The following is a 24,149-nucleotide window of genomic DNA, read 5'->3' as shown; positions in this document are numbered from 1 at the left end:
AATATACGCATGGCCCTTTCCTCTATCTTTGCTCATAAAATGCGTTCTATCTTAACGATGCTAGGAATTATTATCGGTATTAGTGCCATTATTACTATCATTTCAATGGGTGATGGTACAAATGCAAAGTTTAAAGAAGAATTAGGCCAAGGAAAAGATAATGAAGTAACGATTTACTACAAAAATCCTGATTATGGACCAGACAACGCCAAAATTACAGCCGATATGCTAAAACGTCTTCAAACTGTACCAGGTGTTAAAGATGTTTATCCAGATGTGAGTATGAAAGTAAAAGCATCTTCTGGTTCAAAAGATGCCTCTCTTGATTTAAAAGGTGGAACAGGCGCCTTCATGACGGATGCGAAAATAAAATTAGTTCACGGTCGCGAATTAAACGATAGCGAATTAAAGCAAGCAATCCCTGCTGTTATTTTAAATGAAGAAGCTTTCAACAAATTATTTAACGGTTGGGAATCAAATTTATATACAGACATAAAAGGAAAACCGTATAAAGTAGTCGGTGTTTATGAAACGAAAAATGATTTTGGAATGGCTATGTCAGAAGGTTATACATCACTTGAAAACGCTCCTGTAATCTCAGGAGTAACTGAGTATGATTCTGTAAGATTAATATTAACTTCGCCAGCAGAACGTAAAAGTGTAGAAAAACAAGCTGCTTCTGTTTTAAACGAAATGAAAGCTCCTAAATTTGAGCATAAATTTGAAGCGCAAGATATGGGTGACTTTACGAAGCAACTAGACGAATCAATCGGTATGATGAAAATGGTATTCGGTGGTATCGCTGCTATTTCCTTACTTGTTGGTGGTATCGGTGTAATGAACATCATGCTTGTATCTGTAACAGAACGTACACGTGAGATTGGTATTCGTAAAGCACTTGGTGCAACACGCGGTAAAGTATTAACGCAATTCTTAATCGAATCTTGTATTTTAACAGGACTCGGTGGTTTCATCGGATTCATGCTCGGTATTTTCTTCGCTTGGATCGTCTCAATCTTTGCTGGATGGCCACTTGTTATCTCAAAAGAACTTGGACTTCTTTCAGTAGGTATTTCAATGCTAATCGGTATTGCATTCGGTTTACTACCAGCTAACAAAGCTGCAAAACTTGATCCAATTGAATGTTTACGATATGAGTAAATAAAAAACGTAGGAGCTTACACTCCTACGTTTTTTTATTTTATTGAAGGCAAATTCAATTTTATCGCTGTTTTATTAAAAATCTGCGTCTCTAACTTCTACTATATAACTCTGAAGCAATTCGCGAACTAATTCATAACAATATCGTCCCTTTAAATCATGTTTCTTCTATTATATATGTTTCATGTTGCGATTACCTTTTTATCCTTGCAACTTTCATTTCACATCACAACTATCCTGCAATCATATTATTGCAAAAATAATATGTAATAACACAAATTCAAGGCGTAATTTTTTCCATACTACAACTTATTTTGTAACAATTATATCTCTATTTTATTAAATTTCATCCTATATATATGACTTCACACGCAAAAACATTATATTTTTATAATCATGTTGCGATTCAAACAGTTAAATACCTCTGTTTTGTAATACCACTGAAACATTTAGGTAATATCCATGATACATTATTAATCTATCAGTAATTAAAATAGTGTTGATTTTATGAATCATATGTTATAACTCCCCGAAAACCGCAAAGAAAACGCTATCAGGATATTAATGGAATTATTACAGAATATTAACGCCTCATTACGAATGCTTTGTAGTTTTGTGTTTTCCGCAAATAAGAAAATAATGGTTGCTATAATGAGGTCAACGAAAAACAAATGCAATGGAGGCTATTATGAAAAAATTTATGGGTATAGCAACAGCAGCGGTTTTTGGTCTTGGGATTTTCACAACATCTGCTAAAGCAGAAACGATTGTAACAACTGATGTACTAAATGTACGAGAAAACCCAACTACTGAATCAAAAGTTGTCGGAAAGTTATTAGATGGATATAAAGTTAACGTTTTACATACAGAAAACGGATGGTCAAAAGTTCAATTAAATAGTGGTAAAGAAGCTTTCATAAGCGCTGACTACACTAAAGATACTTACTACGTAACAGCAAACGTATTAAACGTACGTGCTGGAGCAAATACAGATTCAGCGATTCTTGGTAAATTGAAAAAAGATGATGTAATCGAAACAACACACCAAGTACAAAATGATTGGATTCAATTTGAATATAACGGCCAAACAGCTTATGTACACGTTCCTTACTTAACAGGGAAAGCGCCAGTTAAAGTTCAGCCAGTAGTTAAAGCTGAAAAAGTAACTAACGTTCAAGATACTGCTAAAGTTCGTGAAGCAGTTAAAGCTCAAGAGGCAGCTGAAGCTCAAGCAAAAACTAAAGCTCAAGAAGCGGCTAAAGCTCGTGAAGCAGTTAAAGCTCAAGAGGCAGCTGAAGCTCAAGCAGCAACTAAAGCCGGGGAAGTAGCTAAAGCTCAAGAGGCAGCTGAAGCTCAAGCAGCAACTAAAGCCGGGGAAGTAGCTAAAGCTCAAGAGGCAGCTAAAGCTCAAGAAGCGGCTGAGGCTCAAGCAGCAGCTAAAGCTCAAGAAGTGGCTAAAGCTCGTGAAGCAGCTAAAGCTCAAGAAGCGGCTGAAGCTCAAGCAGCAGCTAAAGCTCAAGAAGCGGCTAAAGCTCGTGAAGCAGCTGAAGCTCAGGCAGCGGCTGAAGCTCGTGAAGCAGCTGAAGCTCAAGCAGCAGCTAAAGCTCGTGAAGCGGCTAAGGCTCGTGAAGCGGCTGAAGCTCAGGAGGCAGCTAAAGCTCGTGAAACAGCTAACGCTCAAAAACCAGCTACACAACAACCTGTTGCAAAAGAAACTGAGAAAAACACACAATCTTCTTCTCGTGAGTTACGCGTTGTAGCAACAGCTTACACAGCAGATCCACTTGAAAATGGTTACAAAGCAGGAGACCAAGTGAAATCAGCTATGGGTCATAACTTAACAGCTAATCCAAACATGAAACTAATTGCAGTTGATCCAAGTGTAATTCCATTAGGTTCAAAAGTATGGGTTGAAGGTTATGGAGTAGCAATCGCTGGTGATACTGGTGGAGCTATTAAAGGTAATAAAATTGATGTTTTAATGCCAGATAAAGGTACATCAAGTAACTGGGGACGCCAAACAGTTACAGTGAAAATTTTAAACTAATTATTAAAAAAAGAGTTAGTCTCATTGTTGAGGCTAACTCTTTTTATGATTCTTGCATTCTTTCTTTCTCTTGAAAGTAACTAATATTATCCCGAATCCATTTTTTCTCTGACATAAACAAGTTTCCTCGTTTTTTATATACTTTACCAAACGTCTTTAAAACTTCTTCATGATCAGCAAACTTATGTAAGAAACGCAGAGCAATGACGATCTCTGATTCATCAGTAGGCTCTACTTCATTTTTACGTCTTCTAGAAACAACTTTCGTTACACGTTCGCAAATTGGCTTAATCGCCATCTCGTCCCCATACGCATAAATAGCTCGAACAGCTTCATATTTCACCATAACGTTTCTATCCTGTAAAGCTTCCATATAAACTATCTGTAAATCCGCTCCCCCTATTTTCGCTAAAACCTCAATAACGGTTGAACGAACATAAGCACTATCCCTATATAAAAGCCTTGTTAACGGAAGAATCGATTGATTTGTTCCAATCTCAAGCAAGGTATAACAAATATTTGTAATCTCATCTTTATTTTCTTGAGTATCCAGCAACTTTAATAAAGCACTTTCTGCTTCTAACGATTTATATAACTTTAAGGAAGAAACTGCCCAAAAACGAACACTATCGTTTTTATGATAAATATACGGAATGATTTTATTTGTACTACTTACTTCTGGCAATCTATAAATATTACTAAGTAATTCACTTAATAGCGTCGGACTCTCTTCACATTCTAAACGATCTACAAGATAATCAGCAATACAGATTTCTTTCGTATTGATAGCGAGTTTCATCATTAAATAATAAATATCTTTCTTCATAGATACTTTTTTTACTTTTATTATCTTCTCCTGTAAATAAGGGAAAGTTAATAAATCATTTAGTTCTTTCGCCTCATCATACGCACGATGCCATATCTCTGTTTCTTCATCACCCATCCGTCTTAATAAATCATCTATATACTCTTCCATCTCCTTCTCTCCCGTCCAAATTAAATCTATCTCTTTGCATTCTATATACGATAGACTACTATTTTAACAGAAAAAAGAGGATGCCCTAGCATCCCCTCCTATCTTCCCTATTCCACACAAGTAAACTGCGTCCAAGCCCCTACATAATCTAGTAAGAACAACTCCTCTTCAGCAATTATACCGACAATATTTTTCCGTTCATCTATCGGCATTTCTTTCAAGATGATTTGTAGTTCACCTTTATACTTACCGAATGAGTTGTTACCAATTACAACTTGACCTCTTTCCTGTAGTACACTTTCTCGAATTGGGAAATCGTCTTCTTTATACTTTTTACGTACTTCTGTAGAACGTACCATATACTCCGTTATGTCGCCGCGTCTTACGTGCAATTCTTGTAGTGTCGCTCTCTTCTCTACTTCAGTCGCTTCGTCTACAAATTGTACCTTTAGCTGTAACATGTAACGATTTAAGTTTCCTAGTTTCTCTAACTCTTCTTCACTCGCATAAGCATTTCCGATAATGACATCATCAATAAGCCCTGTCGCCCATAAATGTTTCGCTTGTACTTCAATTGGTAAATTACGATGTTGTTCAAGCGTACATAATCCGTCATTAATATCCCATGGACCAATGTTAGCAGCATGTGATGTAATAAATGCTGCACTGCGAATACCATGCTTTTTAAAACGTTCACTACAGCGAATGAAATAATCATACGGAAGACCAGTGAATTTTTGCGGATAAAAATTATGGCAACCAATTAAAGCCGCTTTATTCGCTTGATGCGAAAGGATATTTTCTAAATAGGCAATATCATTACTTACGTTTAGCTCAATTTTTAAACCGTACGGGTTGTTCGTCATTTTCGCTTCTGTTAATCCGTCAAATCCTACATCTAAACGAATACCATCTGCACCTAACTCTGCAAAGAATGATAGATCACTATAGCTAATACCAAGCTGATCAAACACAGCTGGTGCTACATCTAAAATGACTTCCATATTGTACTCTTTTGCATGATTAATAATTTCTTTAAATTCTGCTACAATTTCCTCTTTCGGACGATTCACAGACAGTAAACAAGTGAATATTCTTGAAAAACCGTGACGTGCCGCTGCTGAAATATATGCCATATCTTTTTCTTTCGTTGAATGCTCTGGATAAAGAGAAATTCCTAATTTACGCTCCATGCTTTTGCATCTCCTTCACACGTTGTATTAATGCCATGCTTGTAAATCTATATTTTGCAGATAAACATGTCGCACATAAAATCGTTGGTACGATGATAAAGTACGGTGATTCTAAACTAAATGCCACATAAGCTCCCATTGAACATCCGATAAATAATATCGACACAAGTAGTAAAACTAATAGCGATTTACTTTGTACCCATTTTGAATAATGTGCAATGCATTGTCCGACCACGAATGTAATTAAGATGATAATTGCTCCGAGCATTCTGTTTTCTCCTCTCCTGCTAATTGTTGCTTCTCATACATTTTGAAGAATGGATAGTAAATAACGAATGAGATAACAAAGTTAACAAGTACAAGTACACCAGCCATAATTGTCCAGTCCGTACTAATAATAGCTGCAATTGGTGCTAACATTGTAAACGGCAGCTTCGCCATCATCATCGGAATCATACCTGAAACAACTGCGAAGTATGATACCGTCGTTGTAACTAACGGTGTAATAACGAATGGAATAATTAAGATCGGGTTCATTACAATTGGTGCCCCGAAAATAATTGGTTCGTTAATATTGAATAATCCTGGTACGAATGATAATCTACCTAACTCTTTTAAGAACTTAGATTTAGAGAACATAAACATAATTACTAAAGCTAACGTTGAGCCTGATCCACCGATCCATACGAACCATTGAATAAATTGCTCTGTAAATAAGTTTGGTAACTGATGTGCATTTCCTGTAGCCGTGAATACTTCCATATTTTCAAGAATTGCTGAATCCCACATCGGACGAATGATTGGTCCTAAAATCGCTGGGCCATGTATACCGAACGACCAGAAGAACACGATTAAGAATACTGTTAATAAACCGCCGAATAAATTATTTCCTACTAATACTGATTTTAATGGTGCGATTAAATATGTGATTGTTGTGTTTACATCAAATTTCAAACCGTAACGAATACCCCAGAATAAAAGAATAACTACTAGAGTTGGAATTAATGCTGCAAACGAGTTTGCAACTGCTGGTGGTACACTATCTGGTAATTTAATCGAGATATTGTGCTTAATCATAAAGTGATAAATTTCCACTGCAATTAATGCTGTAACAATTGCTCCGAATAAAGAAGTTGCACTTAATGTTCCTACTGAAATATATCTACCTGCATCAATAACACCTGGTACAGCTTTTGTTATTTGAATTGGTTCAACTGATGCTAGTAAAAAGGCGAGTACAGATAATAATCCTGCACTTAATTGATTGAGCTGATAAAAGTTCGCGAGTGAAGCCCCTACCCCAAACGCTGCGTATAACGCCATTAAGCCTACTGTAAATCGGAATGGAATATCTAAAATATGACGAAACGGTGCAATCCATTCCATATATGCATCAATTGGTAAATTTAAAAAGATAACGAAAAATGATCCGACAATCGTTAACGGTAACGTAGAAATAACTCCGTTTCGAATTGCTAATAAATGTCGTTGCCCCGCAATCTTTTGCGTTGTCGGCATAATCTTCTGTTCCATAAAACTCATAAAACCATTCATCGATAACCCTCCCTATGTTCAATGTGGCGAAATTAAAAAGTTATAACATTATAATGTTTATATTTAAAAAAATATAATTACGCTAAAACTAATTGTTCTGCTTGCTTAAGTACTTTCAAACCATCACACATGCCATAATCTCGTTGTTCTATAATTGCAACTGGTATATTGTATGACTTCGCAAGAAACTCTACTGCTGGAAACAAATACTTCACCTGTGGCCCAATTAAAACAACATCAGCATTTTTAATTTCCAATTTCACAAGTTCCGAATCAACTGCTTTAATTTTATAATCCTTCCCTTGTTTCTTTGCCTCTTCTTGCATTTTCCTTACAACCATACTCGTTGACATACCTGCTGCACAACATAATAAAATGTACATATTATACTGTCACTTTCTCTTCCACTCGTTTATGAAGAGTAATAAATTCCTCAGCAAGTTCTTTTACTGTAATTGCATTCATTAAATGATCTTGTGCATGCACTAATAATAAACTTATTTCTGCATGATTGCCTCTTGCTTCTTCTTGAATTAAATCCGTTTGAATACGATGAGCTGATGATATTTCCTCACTAGCAAGTTCCATCTTTTCATTCGCATTCTCAAAATCTCCTTGTCTTGCAAAAGCGATTGCTTCAAGTGCCGCGCTTCTCGCGTTGCCACCATGTAAAATTAACGCAAATGGAGTTTGCATATCAGTCATTTAAAATTCCCCCAAGCTATGTTTTTTCTATATTTTTATCTTATTATGAAAACGCATACAATTAAACATAAAAAACTTCCGTTGTGTAACGGAAGTTTTTATATACTTTTCTTATAAAGATAATAATATCTCTTGGAATTCTGCAATTATTTCAGCCTGAGTTAATTTCTCTATCGTATTTTGACTAGACATAATATCGTATAAAAAATCATAAAGCTTTTGTAAATCTTCATTATTATTACGCTTTACACTAAATAAAATAATAACTTGTACTTTCTTATCTCCCCAGTCAACTGCTTTATTAAGTGTACAAAACATCAAAAATGTTTTTTCACTTAATAACTGCATCGGATGCGGAATCGCAACTAAATTTCCAACCGCTGTCGGAGATGTATTCTCTCTTTCCATAACAGAATCATAAAAGTTTGCAGGTACATAACCTTTCAAAACAGCTTTCTCACATAAAAACTGAATAACCTCTTCTTTTGTAGAGGCACTACGATTTAAGAAAATTAAATCTTCCTTAATATATTGCTGCACACTAGTATTCACATGCGTAAATAACTGCTGACCAATCGATTTAATCTCTTTATCATCAAATATTGAATTCACTTTTATAACTGGCACAGGCAAACCACTCGGTATATGAATCGTACTAATAATACAATCTATTTTATCTTTGTAAAGTTCTTCTACCTTCAATTGATAATAGCCTGTAATCCCTACAATCTCTAATTTATCTCGGAACTGTGATAGAATTTTATATTTTAATAGCTGTGCACTCCCTTGGCCAGTCGCACAAACTAATAAGCATCTTTTCTTTTGATTCTTTTCTTGCAAACGGCTCATCGCTCCACCGAAGTGAATAGCAATATAACCAATTTCACTTTCTGGAATCGAGTCACCTGTATATTCACCAATTATATCTCCAACGAGAACTGCAATTTCAAATGCATATGGATAATTCTTTTTCACTTCTGCCAAAAGAGGATTTCTCGTATTTAATTTATATTTCAAACGGTTTAATAACGTTTTTAAATGAACACCAAATCCAAATAATAATTCTTCATCATAATAAAAAATAAGATTCCGTTCTTCCGCTACTTTAAAAAGAATATGTTGCATGAATGCATATATCTCTTTTCCTAATAGCTCTTCTACATTTTCATAGCGATCTTTCGCTGTAACAGCAGTACTTAATAAATGCATCGTCACATATAAAACTTCTTCTTCTGGAAATTGAAATTCCAGCTCTTCCTCTAAATCCCCTAAAATCTGTTTCGCAATTTTATATTCTTTCTTTATTATAAGTTCAGATTCCTCCACATGCAGTGCTTGAATGTAATGACTATCCCTACATCTCTTTAACGCAATTGCAATATGAATTGATAAATTATCAATCTCTATATCTGATAAATATATCGTTCCTCCCTCGATGTATTTTAGTATAACTAAGCGGATGAGAGAAATATGAGGTAACGATAAATATGTGTCAGTCTGCTCAAATTGCTCATGAAACGGGGTATGGTCATAACGTGGTAAACCATATTGTGATAAACAAGAACGAATATTAAATTCCTCTCCCACAATACGTATACCATAATATGGTCTTTTTTCAATTTGTAACTCATAACGACTACAAATATCCGTAACATCTTTCATAATTAAATTTACAGTTGATTTACTCACATAGATCTCTTCCGCTAATTGCGAAAGCTTCACATACTCATCTGTCGTTAAAATACGTTGTAAAATATACGCTACTCTTTCTTCATAAGAAGTTGGGATCTTTTCCACCTGTTTTTGAAATAGACTCACGCAAAACTCTTCAAATTTCTTCGCTTGTATAATTTCTAGTTCGTACCCAGTCCCTCTTTGCGATTCGATTTTCGCTCCGTTTTCTTCTAATATATCATTTAATAATTTTATATCCTTTTGAATCGTCTTCGTTGATACATGTAAACGGCTCGCTAAAAAAGCTCGATTTAACATCGATTTCTCTTCTAAAAACTCCTCTAAAATAGAAATTAATCGCTGATGCACTTTTGTCATAGCTCTTCCTCTCGCTCTTTATATAAAAGGGAAAAAGCCACTGAAATCAGTAGTTTTTTCCCTTTTATCCCCGATTAATGAAGGCTAATAATCAGTGAGGATGATCTACATTCCCACTGATTAAAGCTTCACTTTATCCCGCTCTCATTATTTCTTTAGTGTAAATCCAAATTTATCCCAAGCTTGTAAATAATCTAATAAGAAAATTTCTTCCTCTACAATTCGGCCAACTACATTTGTTTTTCCTGTATTCACCATATCTTTTAAAGCAATTTGTAATTCACCTTTATATTGACCATACTGTTCATTATCAATTAAAAGATCACCGCGCTTAATTTCGCGCGTATTATGCGGTTTGAACTCTTCTTTTTTATATTTCACACGACTTTGTGTAGAGCGAATCATATATTCAGATACATCTCCGCGATAAAAATGTGGTTCGTCTAACACAATAATTCTTTCTAATTCTGTTGTTGTATCATATAGTCCTATATCAAATGTTTGTTTCTCTTTATTTAATGCACCTAGTGCTTGTAATTCTTCTTCCGAAGCATAAGCGTTCGCAATAATAACATCATCAATTAATTCTGTCGCAAATAGATGCTTCGCTTGTGTTGTCATCGGTAATTCACGGTGCTGCTCTAACGTACATAAGCCTTCCGTTACTGGCCAAGGCCCATATGTTGCATCGAATGATGAAATAAAAGCAGCGGTTCTCATACCGTAATCTTTAAATTGTTTCGAGCATTTAATGAAATGATCATATGATAATCCTGAATAACGGTGTGGATAAAAATTATGACAGCCAATTAAATTTTCACGATTTGGTCTATGACTCATAATGTTATCTACATACTTCGTACCGTTACTCATATTAATCTCAATTTTTAAGCCATATGGATTGTACGTCATAATTGATTCTTCTAAACCTGAGAACCCAACATCTAAACGAATACCATAAGCACCTAGTTCATGGAAGAACGATAAATCATTATACGAAATACCTAGTTGTTCAAACACAGCTGGACTAATATCAACTAATACTTGGAACCCTAATGCATTTGCATGAGAGATCGTTTCCTTAAACTCTTCTATGATTTTCTCTTTTTCGCCATCTACAGATAATAAACATGTGAATACACGTGTAAATCCGTATTTACTTGCTAACGTTACATACTCCTTATCTTTCTCCACTGTCGAATGTTCTGGATAAATAGAAATACCTAATCGTCTCATATGTACACGCCTCTTTCTTCATCATATTGTAAACCTTTTCAAATATATGCAGTGAAAAAGTATGTATCCCCTTCTCGTCCACTACCATTTGAATCCGCTTTCTTTAAAGAAAAAACAATTTCTATCATTCATAACAACTACTAGTCTATACATCTATACTTTACATCTTTTTTTCATAGTTGTGTAGCTTTTACACAAATTTGTCAGTTTTTCATCTTAAAAATTGTTATCCGCTTTCAAGACACCTTCCTTGACTGTTATGTTGACCAATACATATACTCGAAAGAACAGAGATAAAGTGAAACTTTAATCAGTGGGGGTTTTGTTCATCCCCCACTGATTATTAGCCTTCACCAATCGGGCGTTTACGGGCAGCCCGACTCCCACCTAACTTCTTTGCTCCAGCCGGATTTTGAGGTGGGAGTTTTACTGCCCGCAAATAGCGGGAAAAATTTTATATAGGGGATGAATATATGGGAGAAGCAATACTCGTAAAACGAGAACCGTTATGGACAAAAGAGTTTGTTGCACTAATTCTAGCAAACTTATGTATGTTTTTAGGGTTTCAAATGTTAATTCCAACTTTACCTGTTTATGTGAAAGAAATTGGTGGCACAAGTTCCAATATCGGATTTGTTGTCGGCATGTTTACCGTTGCGGCACTTTTTGTTAGACCGCTAACTGGAAACGCCTTGCAAAAATTCAATAAAAAAATCATTTTAATGATCGGTACCGCGATTTGTTTACTCGCTATGGGCAGTTATCTTTTCGCTTCAACCGTTTTCCTATTGCTTGCCGTTCGTATTTTACACGGAGCTGGCTTTGGTATTACAACGACTACATATGGAACTGTCGTTTCAGACTTAATTCCGCAAGCTCGCCGCGGTGAAGGCATGGGTTATTTCGGTCTTTCTGGAACTATTGCCATGGCGCTCGGTCCGCTTATCGGACTTTGGCTTATGCAAACATATAACTTCACGATTCTTTTTTTATGTGCACTTTCATGCACAATAGTTTCATTAATATTAACGAAACTACTTCAAATCAAAAAATCGCCGCAACCACCACAGCAAACATCTGGTACCTTTCTCGATGGATTTATTGAGCGCAAAGCTTTACTTCCTTCATTATTAATATTATGTATTACATTAATGTACGGGGGAATTGGAAGCTTTATCACATTATTTGCTACGGAAGTCGGAATTGCTGACATTAGTCTCTTCTTTTTATTTAATGCGCTTGCAATCGCTGTAACCCGCCCGTTTTCTGGAAAATTATATGATGCGAAAGGCCATACATTCGTCATCATTCCAGGAGTTATTATTACGTTTACAGGTATTATCTTGCTGTCGTATACAACTACAATTCCGAGCTTAATTATTGCCGCAGCGTGTTATGGAAGTGGTTTCGGTGCAATTCAACCAGCACTACAAGCGTGGATGATTGACCGAGTAGCACCGCACCGACGAGGAGTAGCAACAGCAACATTCTTCTCAGCATTTGATCTTGGAATTGGTGCTGGAGCGATTATTTTTGGATTCATTGCACACTTTACTAACTATGCAACTGTATATCGATATTCCTCTTTATTACTTATTGCTTTCTTGTTCATTTATATTACAAGTATAAGAAAACAAAAGCATGGAGATAAAACTAAAGAAAAAGCTGCTGGATAATTCAGTGGCTTTTTTCAACTCACAATAACCTCATACTAATCAATACACGTTAAACATTCCCCATTTTTCGATGATATAAAACTACATGCATTTCCCTACATATTTTTTTAACTTTCATCAAAAAATATACGATGAACTCACAGAGACTTCCCTTGATTCACAACGGAAAAACACTATTCTAAAAAGTGTGATTTCTTTACAGGATTATCATTTAAAAAAGATAAAAACCAATTAAATACAGCTGTTTCTTTAAAGAATTGTAAACTTTTCACCCCTTTGTAAATTTAGTGTAAATTTTACTGATAAACCGTTTACAGTGCCTCAAGGTTTAGTTAATAATTACATCGTACATGAAATTTAAGGAGTGGAATGCGTGGAATACAATGTTCAAGATATGATCTTCCAGTTCATTGGTGGATTAGGTATTTTCTTATTTGGGATTAAATACATGGGCGATGGACTGCAACAAGCAGCTGGAGATCGTCTTCGCGATATTCTAGATCGTTTTACAACAAACCCTCTTATGGGTGTACTAGCAGGTATGTTAGTTACAGTATTAATTCAATCAAGTTCAGGAACAACCGCTTTAACAGTCGGACTTGTAAGTGCCGGATTTATGACATTACGACAAGCAATCGGTGTTATTATGGGTGCGAACATCGGAACGACAGTTACTGCATTTATTATCGGAATTAAAGTTGGAGAATACGCTCTCCCAATTATGGCAGTTGGAGCGATCTTACTATTCTTCTTTAAAAATAAAAAAGTACATTCTTTAGGTCAAGTAATATTCGGTTTTGGTATGTTATTCTTCGGTTTAGAATTAATGAGCACAGGTATGAAACCTCTTCGCTCTTTAGAGTCATTCCAAGAATTAACGGTTAGCATGAGTGACAACCCAATTTTAGGTATTGTTGTTGGTACAGTCTTCACTTTAGTTGTACAAAGTTCAAGTGCAACAATCGGTATTTTGCAAGAACTATTCGGTCAAGGTGCAATCGATTTACAAGCTGCCCTTCCTGTATTATTCGGTGATAATATCGGTACGACAATTACAGCTGTATTAGCAGCAATTGGTACTTCAATTGCCGCAAGACGCGCAGCATTAGTTCACGTTATCTTTAATATCGTCGGTACGATTATCTTTACGATTGTATTAGTACCATTTACAAATTTAATTCAATACTTCCAAACGTCATTAAACTTAAATCCAGAAATGACAATTGCATTCGCACACGGAACGTTTAACGTAACAAATACTATAATTCAATTCCCATTCATCGCTGCATTAGCATGGATTGTAACAAAAATTATTCGCGGCGAAGATTCTGCTATTGATTTCAAACCGCAACACTTAAATCCAATCTTTATTGAACAATCTCCAGCTATCGCTTTAACAGAAGCTCAAAAAGAAATTATCCGTATGGCTGAGTTTTCATTACATGGATTAAAAGAAGCAAACCAATTTTTAAATACACAAGATAAAAAACATGCTGACATGGCCACTCAATTAGAAGGAGCTATTAACAATTTAGATAAGAAAATTACCGAGTATTTAGTTTTACTATCAGAAAAGCCACTTTCACCTACAGACTCTGAAAAGCATTCAGTTCTAGCGGGTGTTGTTGGGGATATTGAACGTGTCGGTGATCATGTAGAAAACCTTGTAGAACTTGTAGACTTCCAAATTTCAAACCGTGTTTCACTATCAGATGAAGCACTAGCTGAACTAAATGAAATGCTTGAGTTAACAATTTCAACATTACAAGATGCAATCAATGCTTTAACAAACTTTGACACTGAACTAGCTCAGACTGTTATTGCAAAAGAACGTAAAATTGACCAAATGGAACGTGTTCTTCGTAAACGTCATGTATTACGTCTAAACGAACGTAGCTGTTCAGGTGATGCAAGTATCATCTTCGTTGATATGGTAAGTAACTTAGAGCGTATCGGTGATCACGCTGTAAATATCGCTGATGGTGTTTTAGGTGAACAAGGAAAAATCAATTTAAAACAATCATTATAAGGGGAAAAGAGACGCTCAAATGAGCGTCTCTTTTTTATTTCATATTTACAATCGTTCTTCCTTTTAACTTTCCTTGCAGTATAAGTGCAAACTTCTCATCTAATTCTTCTAATGTACATTCTTCTGTATAAGATAATAGCTCTAAGTTTTTCCAATCGGTCGCTAACAATACCCACACTTCTCTTCTCATGTCTGCTGGACATTGCACTGAATCTATTCCTAAAAGGCTAATACCTCGTAATATGAATGGGTATACCGTTGTATTTAACTCATGTCCCGCTACATTACCACACGTCGTTACACAACCTCCATACTTAACTACCTTTAAAGAACTTTCTAACATGTTCCCACCGGCTGTATCGATAACACCTGCGTATACACTCTTCAACATCGGTTTCCCAGACTTATCATTCAATTCTTCACGATGAATAGCTTTTTTCGCTCCTAGACGTAGTAGCATCTGTTCCTCTTCCATTTTCCCAGTTGATCCTACTACGTTATATCCTAGCTTCGCTAAAATGCTAACTGCTACACTACCTACTCCGCCCGTAGCACCAGTTACTAAAACATCTCCCATATTAGGCGTAATTCCCGCTCTAATAAGCTTATATACCGATAAGGCAGCCGTAAAACCTGCTGTCCCATACATCATACTTTCCTTCAAAGACATTCCTTCTGGTAAAGGAACGACCCAAGATGATGGCACGCGAATATATTCTCCGAAACCACCAGAAGTATTCATACCTAAATCATATCCGGTTACAATAACTTGATCCCCTTCCTTAAAGGAGGTATTTCTACTACTAGCAACTTCTCCTGCCGCATCGATACCAGGTGTATGAGGGTATGTTCTCGTTACACCTTTATTACCATTAGCTGAAAGGGCATCTTTATAATTTAATGAAGAATAATGAACACGTATTAATACGTCTCCTTCAGGTAAACTATTTACTTCTCTCTCAACAAAGGTTCTTTCAAATTGATTATTTTCCTTTTCTTTCACGACCATCGCTCGGAATGATGTATAATTCATTATGCTCTCTCTCCTTCATCCGTAAACTCTTTCTTTATTATATAAGAAATGCATATAAATCGAATCGCTTCTTCTTGGCTATATTTCAACAAATCTTACTTCTCTATCACTTTCTCACAATACATATTTTCATTTCTACTAAAACACCTTATACTTATTCTACATCTCAAAAATAAAATATAGAAAATCTGACTTTTTATAAATAAATTGAATTTTTACGAAATGTAAATGATTTGTAATGTTTTTTTTCGCTAAATTTCATTATAATAAGTGGATATGAGTGTCGTATTTCAATCCAAATGAAGGAGTACAAGAAATGGAGCAAAACCCATCTTTACAAGAAAATACACGAACTAAACCGAAAAATAGTAAGAAAAAAATAAAAATTATTATAAGCGTTATTCTATTAGTTTTAATAGTAGGTGGCGGTTATACTTGGTTTTTAGCAAATAAAGCATCTTCTGCTATTCGAAATGCCGCACACGATTTAGCGCGCGGTGATAAATCTGATTTACGTGATAAGGCTGTAAAACCTATTACAAACAATGTATCTGTCTTAATCATGGGTGTTGATGAAAGTGATGTCCGTGGGAAAGAATACGGTGAAGCCATAAGAACGGATGCACTATTACTTGCAACTTTTAATAAAGATAGCAAAACTGTTAAACTATTAAGTATTCCACGTGACACATATACTTATATTCCAGTAGAAAAGAAAAAAGATAAAATTACACACGCTCATGCATTCGGTTCTGCTAAAAACGGAAAAGATGGTGGACCACAAGCAAGTATCGATGCAGTTGAAAAATTAATGAATGTTCCTGTCGATTACTTTGTAAAATTTAACTTTAAATCATTTATAAAAATCGTCGATGACTTAGGCGGTATTGAAGTTGATGTACCAGTTGAATTTACTGAGCAAGATAGCAATGATAATGCTGAGGCCATTCACCTGAAAAAAGGTGTTCAAAAGTTAAATGGCGAAGAGGCTCTTGCTCTTGCTAGAACACGACACATTGATAGTGATGCGATGCGTGGACAACGTCAGCAACTCGTTATTGAAGCAATTTTAAAGAAACTAACAAGCGCTGGGTCTGTAACAAAAGTTGGAAACATCATTGATGATATTAACGGACAATTCGTTACAAACTTAACATTCGATGACATGCTTTCATTCTATAAATATGGATCGGATTCGGAAATTGAGAAATTACAACTTCAAGGTGACGACTGTTATATGGCAAAAGGTGATGATACATGTAGTAAATCTCCTGGTGGTGGCCGAACTTACTACTACAATCCAGATAAAAAAGACTTAGCTAATGTTACAAACGAACTTCGTAGTCACCTTGGGCTACCTGCATATACAAAATTTGACTCTGACTCTGATTCTGATTCGAAAAAAACAAATTCAGAGAAAACGAAAGAATCTACATCCGATTCGAAAAAAACAAACTCAGAGAGAACGAAAGAATCTGACTCTGAGGATACAACCAAACACGAATCAAGTAACAATAAACATAATGATAATAGCAGTGAAGATACAGAAACATCGTCTAATAACAATGAATAAAGTGAAGCAGTTCTCTATGGAGGTAGAGCACTGCTTCTTTTTAATGCTTTCAAAATAAAAAAATCAGAACTTTCCAACTATCTTTTTTAATATTTTTAAATTATAATAAATAATAGTAATCTATTCCAATTATCAGGGGGCTCACACATATGAAAGCTGCAGTAAAACATAACATTTCAGATTTTAAAGAGTACTTAAAATCAAACGATATATATATGGAAGAAAATATAGATGAAAATGATGGTTCTGTACATTTCTCAGTAGGACTAGAAACAGAAGCTGGCGCAAAAATTCAACTTATCGCTGCTTTCGACAACGAAAATCCTACTGTGGATATATACTGCTTCAATGTTGCTCACGTACCTGATTCAACAAATGACATTTTACATGTCATCAATGAATTAAACACATCTTACCGATTTGCAAAATTCACGCTAAATAAGCAAAATGCAATTGATATTTCAACATCTCTTGCATTCTCAGAACCAAACTTTAATCCAGCACTTGTCTTTGAACATACGAGAATGCTATATAAGTTAGCAAATGACGAGTATAAAAACTTAATGAAAGTTATTTGGGCATAAGTAAAAGGATGGGCTGCAAGCAGCACCATCCTTTTTTATTCATATCATATCGATCCACATCTTTATGGCGGTGCCTACAATTAAAATAGACAATACATATTGTAAAACTTTTTGATTCACTCTCTTCCCTACTCTCACCCCAAGAGGAGCGGCAAATAAACTTGCTATTGCAACGATAAGAGCTGGAATAACAACTATTTGTCCAGTAATCACTTTCCCCGTCGTAATCCCTACCGAGGAAATAAATGTAATAGCGATAGATGTTGCTATTGTCGTACGTATTGGTAGTTTTAAAACAACTAGCATAATCGGGACTAAAAGAAATGCACCACCAGCCCCAATAATGCCGGAAACACTTCCTACAATAAACGCTAACATACTTGCTAACCATTTATTATAATTAACTGCTCTGCTATTATTTTTCTTCGGTACAAACATCATAATAGCCGCAATAGTAGCTAGTAATGTGTAAACAATGTTTACAGCATGCTCATTTAATAAATTCGCGCTAAAGCTACCTACAAAACTTCCTATTAATATACTAGCTCCCATGTAAACAACTAAAGTTTTATCCATATCGTTACTTTTCCTGTACGCCCACGCGCCTGCAAAAGTTGCAAAGAACACTTGAATCGCTGTAATACCACTCACTTCATGTGACGTATAGCCAGTAAATCCTAGCAATACTGGAATGTATAAGATCATCGGATAATTAATGATTGCACCGCCAATTCCAACCATCCCTGATATGAATGACCCTATAAACCCAATAATAAATAGTAGTACTGTTAAAGTCATATTGTACCCCTCGCCTTCTAAAAAGAAGGTAATTTAAATAAATAAATTTACATTTCCATCCGAAGCATCTGCTAAATATGCTCCTACCCCAGCAAATTCTACCCCTTCCATAATCTCTTCCTCTTTTAACCCTAATAAATCTACTGTCATTTGACAAGCTACAAGTTTAATACCCTGTTCTTTCGCCAAATCAATTAAATCCGGCAAAGGCATGGCGTTATGTTTTTTCATAATACCTTTTATCATCTTTGGTCCCATACCAGCAAAATTCATTTTGGATAACCCCATCTTATCGGCGCCGCGCGGCATCATTTTTCCAAACACTTTCTCTATAAACGTTTTCTTTACTTTCACATGCTCATCTTTCCTAAGAACATTTAAACCCCAGAAAGTATGAAAAATAGTCACTTCATGATCGTACGCCGCTGCACCATTTGCAATAATATAAGCTGCCATCGCTTTATCATAATCTCCACTAAATAAAACAATGGTCGTTTTCTTCTGTTGTTCCATGTTGTTCTCCCTCCAATTACCTATAGGGGTATTTGATTGTTTATAAAAAGGCTCAAATCGTTTATCTTCGTACTATACGACTTTACCTTCCCAAGCTAACATACCACCTACCATATTGATCGCTCGAAAACCGTAGCTCTCTAAAAACTGAACTGCTCTTGCACTTCTTCCTCCTGAGCGACAAACGATAATATATTCCTGATTTTTATTTAGCTCATGCATACGAAATTCTAATAGTCCTAGCGGAATATTACATGCTTCTAGAATTTTCCCTTCGGCTACTTCTTCTACTTCACGTACATCTACGATATTTACTGCTTCTTTACGTAACAATTTTTCTTCTAATTCTTTTGCAGTCATTTCTTTCATATTTCCCGTCTCCTTCTTAATTACAAGCATTCATACCACCTGAAACATTGATAACGCGCTGAAACCCTAATTTTTTTAATACTTTTGCTGCTTGCTTACTTCTCATCCCGCTCTGACAAATAACGATTATTTCCTTATTTTTATCTAACTGATTTGCCTTACTAGCTAATTCATTTAGCGGGATATTCTGAAATCCTTTCATGTGATTTCCTCTATATTCACCTAATGTACGAACATCGATAAATTGTTTCCCCTTTTTCCCCACTATACTCTTTAATTCTTTTCCATTTATATTTTGAACACCTTTCACCGGTAAAAAACGTGAAATAATAAACGATGCAGCAAGTACAATGAAAAGCGTACTTAATATTGTGTTCATATAACTCCCCCTCTACATTTATAAAATTATTTCTTTCTACGCCTTCTTAATCCAAAACTTCAGTACATCGCTTTCTTCTGCATGCTTTACGATGTCATGACCAGTTTTGTTTGCCCACGCTGGAATATCCTTAATTGACCCTTTATCCGTTACATGTACTTCTAACACTTCTCCAGATTGTAAAGTATCCATCGCTCTTTTCGTTCTTACAATCGGCATTGGACATGCTAAACCTTTCGCATCTAATACTTGTTTTACATTCATCATCTATTCCTCCAGTTTGTTATTTTATAATGAATCATGAACTGCACAACGATTTGGGCCAATCTCCATTTCACGCTCTTCTTCCACACTCGGATAAATCTTACCCATATTCGTTTGACGAATTTCTTCATAAGCATTCGGCTGAGGCGGTAAGTTCTCTGTCACAGTTTTACGAAACTCTACCTCATCAACAATATTTAACCCTACATTCTCCTTAAATAAATCTTGTAAATACGCACTCACAATGCCTCTGTCGTCCATTTCACTTATTTTTGAATAATGAGCCGGTAAAACAATTAAATCTTGAGATAATTCCTTATAACGTTTATATAAAGTATTTCGTAAATCCCCTACCCAGTCTTCCGCCTTCCCAGCAAGATCTGGACGCCCGATTGAATCTACAAATAAAATATCGCCTGATAATAAATACGTCCCATCAATAATAAATGATGTGCTTCCAATCGTATGCCCTGGTGAGTATAGCGCATCAATATGAATTAGGGTACCCCCCACCGTAATAACAGTACTTTCTACAAGCGGTTCGTAAGAGAAAACCACTTCCTCCGCATCTTTTGGAGGTAACCAATACGTACCGCCTACTTTTTCAGCTAACTTACGCCCACCAGAAATATGATCTGCATGTAGATGTGTATCCATTACGTTAGTAATAGTAGCCCCGTGCTCTTTTGCAAAATCTTCGTATGCTTCAATGGTTCTCACCGCATCAATAACTGCCGCTTCACCGTTTGAAACGACCATATAAGATAAACACCCTTTTCCAAGACGGTTAAATTGATATATACTCCCTCCGCCCTGCACATCTCCTACTTTTAACGGCTTTACATATTCACTCCAAGCTTTCATACCGCCAGCTAAATAAAATACATTATAGAAACCAGCATCCAACAATTGCTCTGCAACAAACTGAGAAGAACCTTCTTTCGCACATACGACTAAAATTTCTTTCTCCCTCGGCAATTCACTTGCAATATGATCTACACCATCTAACAAGTCAAAATACGGCTTATTAATAGAAGAAATTTGTTTCCCTTCAATTTTCCAATCTTCATAATCCGTCTCATTACGAACATCTAAAATAAACAACTCTCCGAATAAAACTTTCTCTGCAACATCTTTTGCTTGTAACACCTTAACGTCCATCTAATTACCCCCATAGGTATATTTATATTTAAAAAATTTTACTTTTCCATATTCCCTTGCCACTCTAACATACCTGGAATGACATTTTTCACATTTGAATAGCCTTTTTCTTTCAACATTTGGCAAGCTACATCACTGCGGTTACCTGTTCGGCAAATAACATATATTTGCTTCGTCTGATCTAACGCTGCACTGTCTAATTCGCCTAACGGCACCGAAATGGCTGATGGAATATGACCAAAAGCAAACTCCGCTGCTTCGCGAACATCTAATACGATGCACTCTTCCTCGCGAGACAATATAGACTGTAATTCCGTATTCGTAATTGTATGAGGATATTTCACAACTTCATTCACTTCATGCTCGTGTGCTTTCCTCACATAATGCATCAATATGTCACCTTCGTGTTTCGTCCCGATATATTGATGCCCTACTTTACTCGCCCAACTTTGTATATCTATCGTAGATCCTTTATCTGTTGCCTCAATTTCAATCACTTGCCCCGATATCAATCCTTCCATTGCCTTCTTCGTCTTCACAATCGGCATCGGACAAGCCAAACCTTTACAATCTAAACTCATATCTACTTTTATACTCATTATCGATTCCTCCACATTTTATATACATATACCAGTAGGGGTATATTAAAACGTTTTTGAAAATCTGTCAACACATACGTTTGACAGATTATCTGCTTTTTACAAGCAATTGAACAGCTTCTTTAATTAACTCTTCATTTGAGCCATTACCTGTCTCAAACTGCTCACGTAAACACTGCTCTAAATTTGTTCCAACAACAAGTCCAATTGTACGATCAAGTGCAGAACGAGATGCCGTTAACTGTGTAATAACCTCTCGGCAATCTTTTCCTTCTTCCATCATACGAAGCACACCACGAACTTGACCTTCAATACGTTTCAATCTATTTTTCATATCTTGATTATATTCCATTCTATAATCACCTCATTACCATTATGTCACCATTTATAACTTATGACAATATACTATACCCTATAGGGTATTTTGTAAACCCCTATTTTTATTTTTCATCTTACATGTTCGCAAAACAAAAAGTGAAACCTTAATCCATGGGATTCATCCTCCACCAAATTTTGAAGTGAAAGATGAACAAATATCAATATACAATCCGGTCTGGTAATACTGTTCCGTATAGTTTAAAGCCACCATCTACATTCTTTACCTTATATCCTTTTTCCATTAACATACGTGCTGCAACATATCCCCTCATACCAAGTTGACAAGTAATATATATTTCTTTATCTAATGGTACTTCATCCAAGCGATCACGTAATTCATCTAATGGAACATTAATAGAACCTTTAATCATTCCTTGCTTTAATTCCTTAGGCTCTCGAACATCAATAAGATATCCACCATTTTCAACAATACGATCTATTTCATGCCATTGTACCGTGTCCACAAAACCATCTACTATATTGCTTGCCGCATACCCTACCATGTTTACTGGATCTTTTGCGGAAGAATAAGGTGGTGCATATGATAATTCTAAATCCGGTAAATCAATTACAGTTAAATTCGCCTTCATTGCCGTTGCAATAACATCGATACGCTTATCTACCCCGTCACGTCCTAAAGCCTGTGCTCCATAAATTTTTCCACTCTCTTTATTAAAAATTAATTTTATTAGTACTGGCGTAGCATTCGGATAGTATCCAGCATGGGAATTTGCTTGTACGTGTACTACCTCATGGGGTATATTTAACCGTCTCAATATTTTCTCATTTACTCCAGTCGAAGCAACTGTTAAATCAAAAACTTTAGCTATAGAAGTTCCCATCGTACCTTTATATAAAGAATCCGTATGCCCATGAATAATATCTGCTAACATGCGACCTTGACGATTAGCTGGCCACGCTAAAGGAATCATCGTTTCTGTTTCTGTAACAAAATCTTTCACCTCAATCGCATCACCGATTGCATATATATGTGAATCCGACGTTTGAAATTTCTCATTTACTTTTATCGTTCCTCTAACTCCTAGTGCTAATCCTGCATCCTTTGCTAAACGACTCTCTGGTTGTACACCAATTGCTAAAATAATCATATCTGTTTTTATAATTGAACCACTTTTTAAACGTACAATAGTTCCGTTTTCTTCTATAGAACCCACACCATCTTCAAAAACAAGCTCAACATTATTCTGTTTCATCTGTTCATGTACATACGCTGCCATCTCATAATCAATTGGTGGCATTACTTGATTCGCCATCTCTACGAGAGTAACATCAATTCCACGTTCTCTTAAGTTTTCAACCATTTCAACTCCAATAAATCCACCACCAATAACCGTCGCATGACGTGGTTCCTTCTCATCAATATACGCTTTAATACGATCTGTATCAGGTACATTTCGTAACGTAAACATCGCCTTCGCTTCCTCAATACCTGGAATAGGTGGAACAATTGGTTTTGCCCCTGGTGAAAGAATTAACACATCATAGTTCTCGTTATATGTTTCATTTGTAGTTACATTCTTTATAGTAATTGTTTTCTCTTCTTTATTAATCTTTACCACTTCACTTAATACACGTATATCTAAATTAAAACGCTTTGACATCTTTTCAACGGTTTGTACTAATAATTTTTGTCTTTCTGTAATTACACCGCCAATATAGTATGGTAATCCACAGTTTGCAAATGAAATATATTCACCGCGCTCAACCATAATAATTTCATCCTCTTCACTTAAACGACGAAGCCTTGCAGCTACTGATGCCCCGCCCGCAACTCCACCTACTACAACAATTTTTCTAGACATATTTTAAACCTCCATGTTGTTTATTATTTAATTTCTCCATGTATTA

The 24,149-nt window shown here is 35.7% G+C and carries 23 protein-coding genes and 1 pseudogene; 6 read left to right on the top strand and 18 right to left on the bottom strand.

Annotated elements, in window-relative coordinates; translation table 11 throughout:
- The first annotated feature begins 9 nt into the window (after window positions 1-9).
- Together LUS72_RS04115 and entC are read left to right on the top strand one after the other, a co-directional pair.
- Window positions 10-1,161, top strand: a complete 1,152-nt coding sequence (locus LUS72_RS04115) for an ABC transporter permease (RefSeq protein WP_420720170.1) — start codon at window positions 10-12, stop codon at window positions 1,159-1,161.
- A gap of 564 nt (window positions 1,162-1,725) precedes the next feature.
- Window positions 1,726-3,208, top strand: a pseudogene (gene entC / locus LUS72_RS04110) (cell wall-binding protein EntC).
- A gap of 43 nt (window positions 3,209-3,251) precedes the next feature.
- Here the strand turns inward: entC and LUS72_RS04105 are convergent.
- The 8 genes from LUS72_RS04105 to LUS72_RS04070 all read right to left on the bottom strand — a co-directional run bounded on the left by LUS72_RS04105 (window position 3,252) and on the right by LUS72_RS04070 (window position 10,924).
- Entirely contained in the window at window positions 3,252-4,184 is a 933-nt protein-coding gene (locus LUS72_RS04105; protein ID WP_097831284.1) for a HEAT repeat domain-containing protein, read from the bottom strand.
- A gap of 107 nt (window positions 4,185-4,291) precedes the next feature.
- The gene (locus tag LUS72_RS04100) at window positions 4,292-5,377 is read right to left on the bottom strand and encodes a DUF871 domain-containing protein (RefSeq protein ID WP_097831285.1); all 1,086 of its coding nucleotides are present in this window, start codon (window positions 5,375-5,377) and stop codon (window positions 4,292-4,294) included.
- Window positions 5,367-5,645 (bottom strand): hypothetical protein, encoded by a 279-nt coding sequence (locus LUS72_RS04095; RefSeq protein ID WP_097831286.1) that lies wholly within the window; start codon window positions 5,643-5,645, stop codon window positions 5,367-5,369. The genes LUS72_RS04100 and LUS72_RS04095 overlap by 11 nt, the downstream gene beginning before the upstream one ends.
- On the bottom strand, window positions 5,621-6,931 hold the full coding sequence (locus LUS72_RS04090) for a PTS sugar transporter subunit IIC (protein ID WP_071747814.1): 1,311 nt from the start codon (window positions 6,929-6,931) through the stop codon (window positions 5,621-5,623). The genes LUS72_RS04095 and LUS72_RS04090 overlap by 25 nt, the downstream gene beginning before the upstream one ends.
- A 77-nt stretch (window positions 6,932-7,008) precedes the next feature.
- Window positions 7,009-7,314 carry a PTS sugar transporter subunit IIB gene (locus LUS72_RS04085; protein ID WP_097831287.1) on the bottom strand — a complete coding sequence of 102 codons (306 nt, stop codon included), beginning with the start codon at window positions 7,312-7,314 and terminating at the stop codon, window positions 7,009-7,011.
- Between the two features lies 1 nt (window position 7,315).
- Window positions 7,316-7,636, bottom strand: a complete 321-nt coding sequence (locus LUS72_RS04080; protein WP_097831288.1) for a PTS lactose/cellobiose transporter subunit IIA — start codon at window positions 7,634-7,636, stop codon at window positions 7,316-7,318.
- 111 nt (window positions 7,637-7,747) lie between these two features.
- Window positions 7,748-9,688 (bottom strand): BglG family transcription antiterminator, encoded by a 1,941-nt coding sequence (locus LUS72_RS04075; RefSeq protein WP_097831289.1) that lies wholly within the window; start codon window positions 9,686-9,688, stop codon window positions 7,748-7,750.
- 147 nt (window positions 9,689-9,835) lie between these two features.
- Complete coding sequence (locus tag LUS72_RS04070; protein ID WP_001253369.1) at window positions 9,836-10,924, bottom strand: DUF871 domain-containing protein; 1,089 nt, start codon at window positions 10,922-10,924, stop codon at window positions 9,836-9,838.
- A 473-nt stretch (window positions 10,925-11,397) separates the two neighbouring features.
- Here LUS72_RS04070 and LUS72_RS04065 point away from each other — a divergent pair, with 473 nt between their 5' ends.
- Window positions 11,398-12,600 (top strand): MFS transporter, encoded by a 1,203-nt coding sequence (locus LUS72_RS04065; RefSeq protein ID WP_097831291.1) that lies wholly within the window; start codon window positions 11,398-11,400, stop codon window positions 12,598-12,600.
- Window positions 12,601-12,973: 373 nt separating this feature from the next.
- Window positions 12,974-14,629 (top strand): Na/Pi cotransporter family protein, encoded by a 1,656-nt coding sequence (locus LUS72_RS04060; protein ID WP_097831292.1) that lies wholly within the window; start codon window positions 12,974-12,976, stop codon window positions 14,627-14,629.
- 34 nt (window positions 14,630-14,663) lie between these two features.
- On the opposite strand, the gene LUS72_RS04055 is transcribed toward LUS72_RS04060, so the two are convergent.
- Window positions 14,664-15,662, bottom strand: coding sequence for a YhdH/YhfP family quinone oxidoreductase (locus tag LUS72_RS04055; protein ID WP_097831293.1), 999 nt, complete (start codon window positions 15,660-15,662; stop codon window positions 14,664-14,666).
- A gap of 280 nt (window positions 15,663-15,942) precedes the next feature.
- Between LUS72_RS04055 and LUS72_RS04050 the strand changes: the two genes are divergently transcribed.
- Together LUS72_RS04050 and LUS72_RS04045 are read left to right on the top strand one after the other, a co-directional pair.
- Entirely contained in the window at window positions 15,943-17,235 is a 1,293-nt protein-coding gene (locus tag LUS72_RS04050; RefSeq protein WP_141533269.1) for an LCP family protein, read from the top strand.
- A 149-nt stretch (window positions 17,236-17,384) separates the two neighbouring features.
- Window positions 17,385-17,819, top strand: a complete 435-nt coding sequence (locus LUS72_RS04045; RefSeq protein WP_071747805.1) for a YbjN domain-containing protein — start codon at window positions 17,385-17,387, stop codon at window positions 17,817-17,819.
- 39 nt (window positions 17,820-17,858) lie between these two features.
- Here LUS72_RS04045 and LUS72_RS04040 read toward each other — a convergent pair whose 3' ends face one another.
- The 9 genes from LUS72_RS04040 to cdr form a co-directional block, all read right to left on the bottom strand.
- The gene (locus LUS72_RS04040) at window positions 17,859-18,617 is read right to left on the bottom strand and encodes a sulfite exporter TauE/SafE family protein (protein ID WP_097831294.1); all 759 of its coding nucleotides are present in this window, start codon (window positions 18,615-18,617) and stop codon (window positions 17,859-17,861) included.
- 33 nt (window positions 18,618-18,650) lie between these two features.
- A complete protein-coding gene (locus LUS72_RS04035) occupies window positions 18,651-19,130 on the bottom strand; it encodes a DsrE/DsrF/DrsH-like family protein (protein ID WP_097831295.1) in 480 nt (159 codons plus the stop codon).
- A gap of 72 nt (window positions 19,131-19,202) precedes the next feature.
- Window positions 19,203-19,499, bottom strand: coding sequence for a rhodanese-like domain-containing protein (locus tag LUS72_RS04030; protein ID WP_016128744.1), 297 nt, complete (start codon window positions 19,497-19,499; stop codon window positions 19,203-19,205).
- A gap of 16 nt (window positions 19,500-19,515) precedes the next feature.
- Window positions 19,516-19,878 (bottom strand): rhodanese-like domain-containing protein, encoded by a 363-nt coding sequence (locus LUS72_RS04025; RefSeq protein ID WP_128855739.1) that lies wholly within the window; start codon window positions 19,876-19,878, stop codon window positions 19,516-19,518.
- Between the two features lie 36 nt (window positions 19,879-19,914).
- On the bottom strand, window positions 19,915-20,145 hold the full coding sequence (locus LUS72_RS04020) for a sulfurtransferase TusA family protein (protein ID WP_071747801.1): 231 nt from the start codon (window positions 20,143-20,145) through the stop codon (window positions 19,915-19,917).
- 21 nt (window positions 20,146-20,166) lie between these two features.
- Window positions 20,167-21,303, bottom strand: a complete 1,137-nt coding sequence (locus LUS72_RS04015; RefSeq protein WP_097831296.1) for an MBL fold metallo-hydrolase — start codon at window positions 21,301-21,303, stop codon at window positions 20,167-20,169.
- A gap of 38 nt (window positions 21,304-21,341) precedes the next feature.
- The gene (locus LUS72_RS04010) at window positions 21,342-21,917 is read right to left on the bottom strand and encodes a sulfurtransferase TusA family protein (RefSeq protein WP_141533270.1); all 576 of its coding nucleotides are present in this window, start codon (window positions 21,915-21,917) and stop codon (window positions 21,342-21,344) included.
- Between the two features lie 73 nt (window positions 21,918-21,990).
- Window positions 21,991-22,254, bottom strand: a complete 264-nt coding sequence (locus LUS72_RS04005; RefSeq protein WP_097831298.1) for a metal-sensitive transcriptional regulator — start codon at window positions 22,252-22,254, stop codon at window positions 21,991-21,993.
- Window positions 22,255-22,438: 184 nt separating this feature from the next.
- Window positions 22,439-24,103: a CoA-disulfide reductase gene (gene cdr, locus LUS72_RS04000; RefSeq protein ID WP_097831299.1), complete on the bottom strand. Its 1,665-nt coding sequence runs from the start codon at window positions 24,101-24,103 to the stop codon at window positions 22,439-22,441.
- Between the last annotated feature and the right edge of the window lie 46 nt (window positions 24,104-24,149).

Source organism: Bacillus cereus (assembly GCF_025917685.1).
Taxonomy (GTDB): Bacteria; Bacillota; Bacilli; order Bacillales; family Bacillaceae_G; genus Bacillus_A; species Bacillus_A cereus_AT.
Note: the sequence above shows the minus strand (reverse complement) of the source record. Positions and strands in the feature narration are given on the sequence as shown.

What these genes read in the sequence shown, in the direction of transcription:
- LUS72_RS04115 (WP_420720170.1), top strand. Translation starts at nt 10, where the DNA reads ATGGCCCTTTCCTCTATCTTTGCTCATAAAATGCGTTCTATCTTAACG.
- LUS72_RS04105 (WP_097831284.1), bottom strand. Translation starts at nt 4,184, where the DNA reads ATGGAAGAGTATATAGATGATTTATTAAGACGGATGGGTGATGAAGAA.
- LUS72_RS04100 (WP_097831285.1), bottom strand. Translation starts at nt 5,377, where the DNA reads ATGGAGCGTAAATTAGGAATTTCTCTTTATCCAGAGCATTCAACGAAA.
- LUS72_RS04095 (WP_097831286.1), bottom strand. Translation starts at nt 5,645, where the DNA reads ATGCTCGGAGCAATTATCATCTTAATTACATTCGTGGTCGGACAATGC.
- LUS72_RS04090 (WP_071747814.1), bottom strand. Translation starts at nt 6,931, where the DNA reads ATGAATGGTTTTATGAGTTTTATGGAACAGAAGATTATGCCGACAACG.
- LUS72_RS04085 (WP_097831287.1), bottom strand. Translation starts at nt 7,314, where the DNA reads ATGTACATTTTATTATGTTGTGCAGCAGGTATGTCAACGAGTATGGTT.
- LUS72_RS04080 (WP_097831288.1), bottom strand. Translation starts at nt 7,636, where the DNA reads ATGACTGATATGCAAACTCCATTTGCGTTAATTTTACATGGTGGCAAC.
- LUS72_RS04075 (WP_097831289.1), bottom strand. Translation starts at nt 9,688, where the DNA reads ATGACAAAAGTGCATCAGCGATTAATTTCTATTTTAGAGGAGTTTTTA.
- LUS72_RS04070 (WP_001253369.1), bottom strand. Translation starts at nt 10,924, where the DNA reads ATGAGACGATTAGGTATTTCTATTTATCCAGAACATTCGACAGTGGAG.
- LUS72_RS04065 (WP_097831291.1), top strand. Translation starts at nt 11,398, where the DNA reads ATGGGAGAAGCAATACTCGTAAAACGAGAACCGTTATGGACAAAAGAG.
- LUS72_RS04055 (WP_097831293.1), bottom strand. Translation starts at nt 15,662, where the DNA reads ATGAATTATACATCATTCCGAGCGATGGTCGTGAAAGAAAAGGAAAAT.
- LUS72_RS04045 (WP_071747805.1), top strand. Translation starts at nt 17,385, where the DNA reads ATGAAAGCTGCAGTAAAACATAACATTTCAGATTTTAAAGAGTACTTA.
- LUS72_RS04040 (WP_097831294.1), bottom strand. Translation starts at nt 18,617, where the DNA reads ATGACTTTAACAGTACTACTATTTATTATTGGGTTTATAGGGTCATTC.
- LUS72_RS04035 (WP_097831295.1), bottom strand. Translation starts at nt 19,130, where the DNA reads ATGGAACAACAGAAGAAAACGACCATTGTTTTATTTAGTGGAGATTAT.
- LUS72_RS04030 (WP_016128744.1), bottom strand. Translation starts at nt 19,499, where the DNA reads ATGAAAGAAATGACTGCAAAAGAATTAGAAGAAAAATTGTTACGTAAA.
- LUS72_RS04025 (WP_128855739.1), bottom strand. Translation starts at nt 19,878, where the DNA reads ATGAACACAATATTAAGTACGCTTTTCATTGTACTTGCTGCATCGTTT.
- LUS72_RS04020 (WP_071747801.1), bottom strand. Translation starts at nt 20,145, where the DNA reads ATGATGAATGTAAAACAAGTATTAGATGCGAAAGGTTTAGCATGTCCA.
- LUS72_RS04015 (WP_097831296.1), bottom strand. Translation starts at nt 21,303, where the DNA reads ATGGACGTTAAGGTGTTACAAGCAAAAGATGTTGCAGAGAAAGTTTTA.
- LUS72_RS04005 (WP_097831298.1), bottom strand. Translation starts at nt 22,254, where the DNA reads ATGGAATATAATCAAGATATGAAAAATAGATTGAAACGTATTGAAGGT.
- cdr (WP_097831299.1), bottom strand. Translation starts at nt 24,103, where the DNA reads ATGTCTAGAAAAATTGTTGTAGTAGGTGGAGTTGCGGGCGGGGCATCA.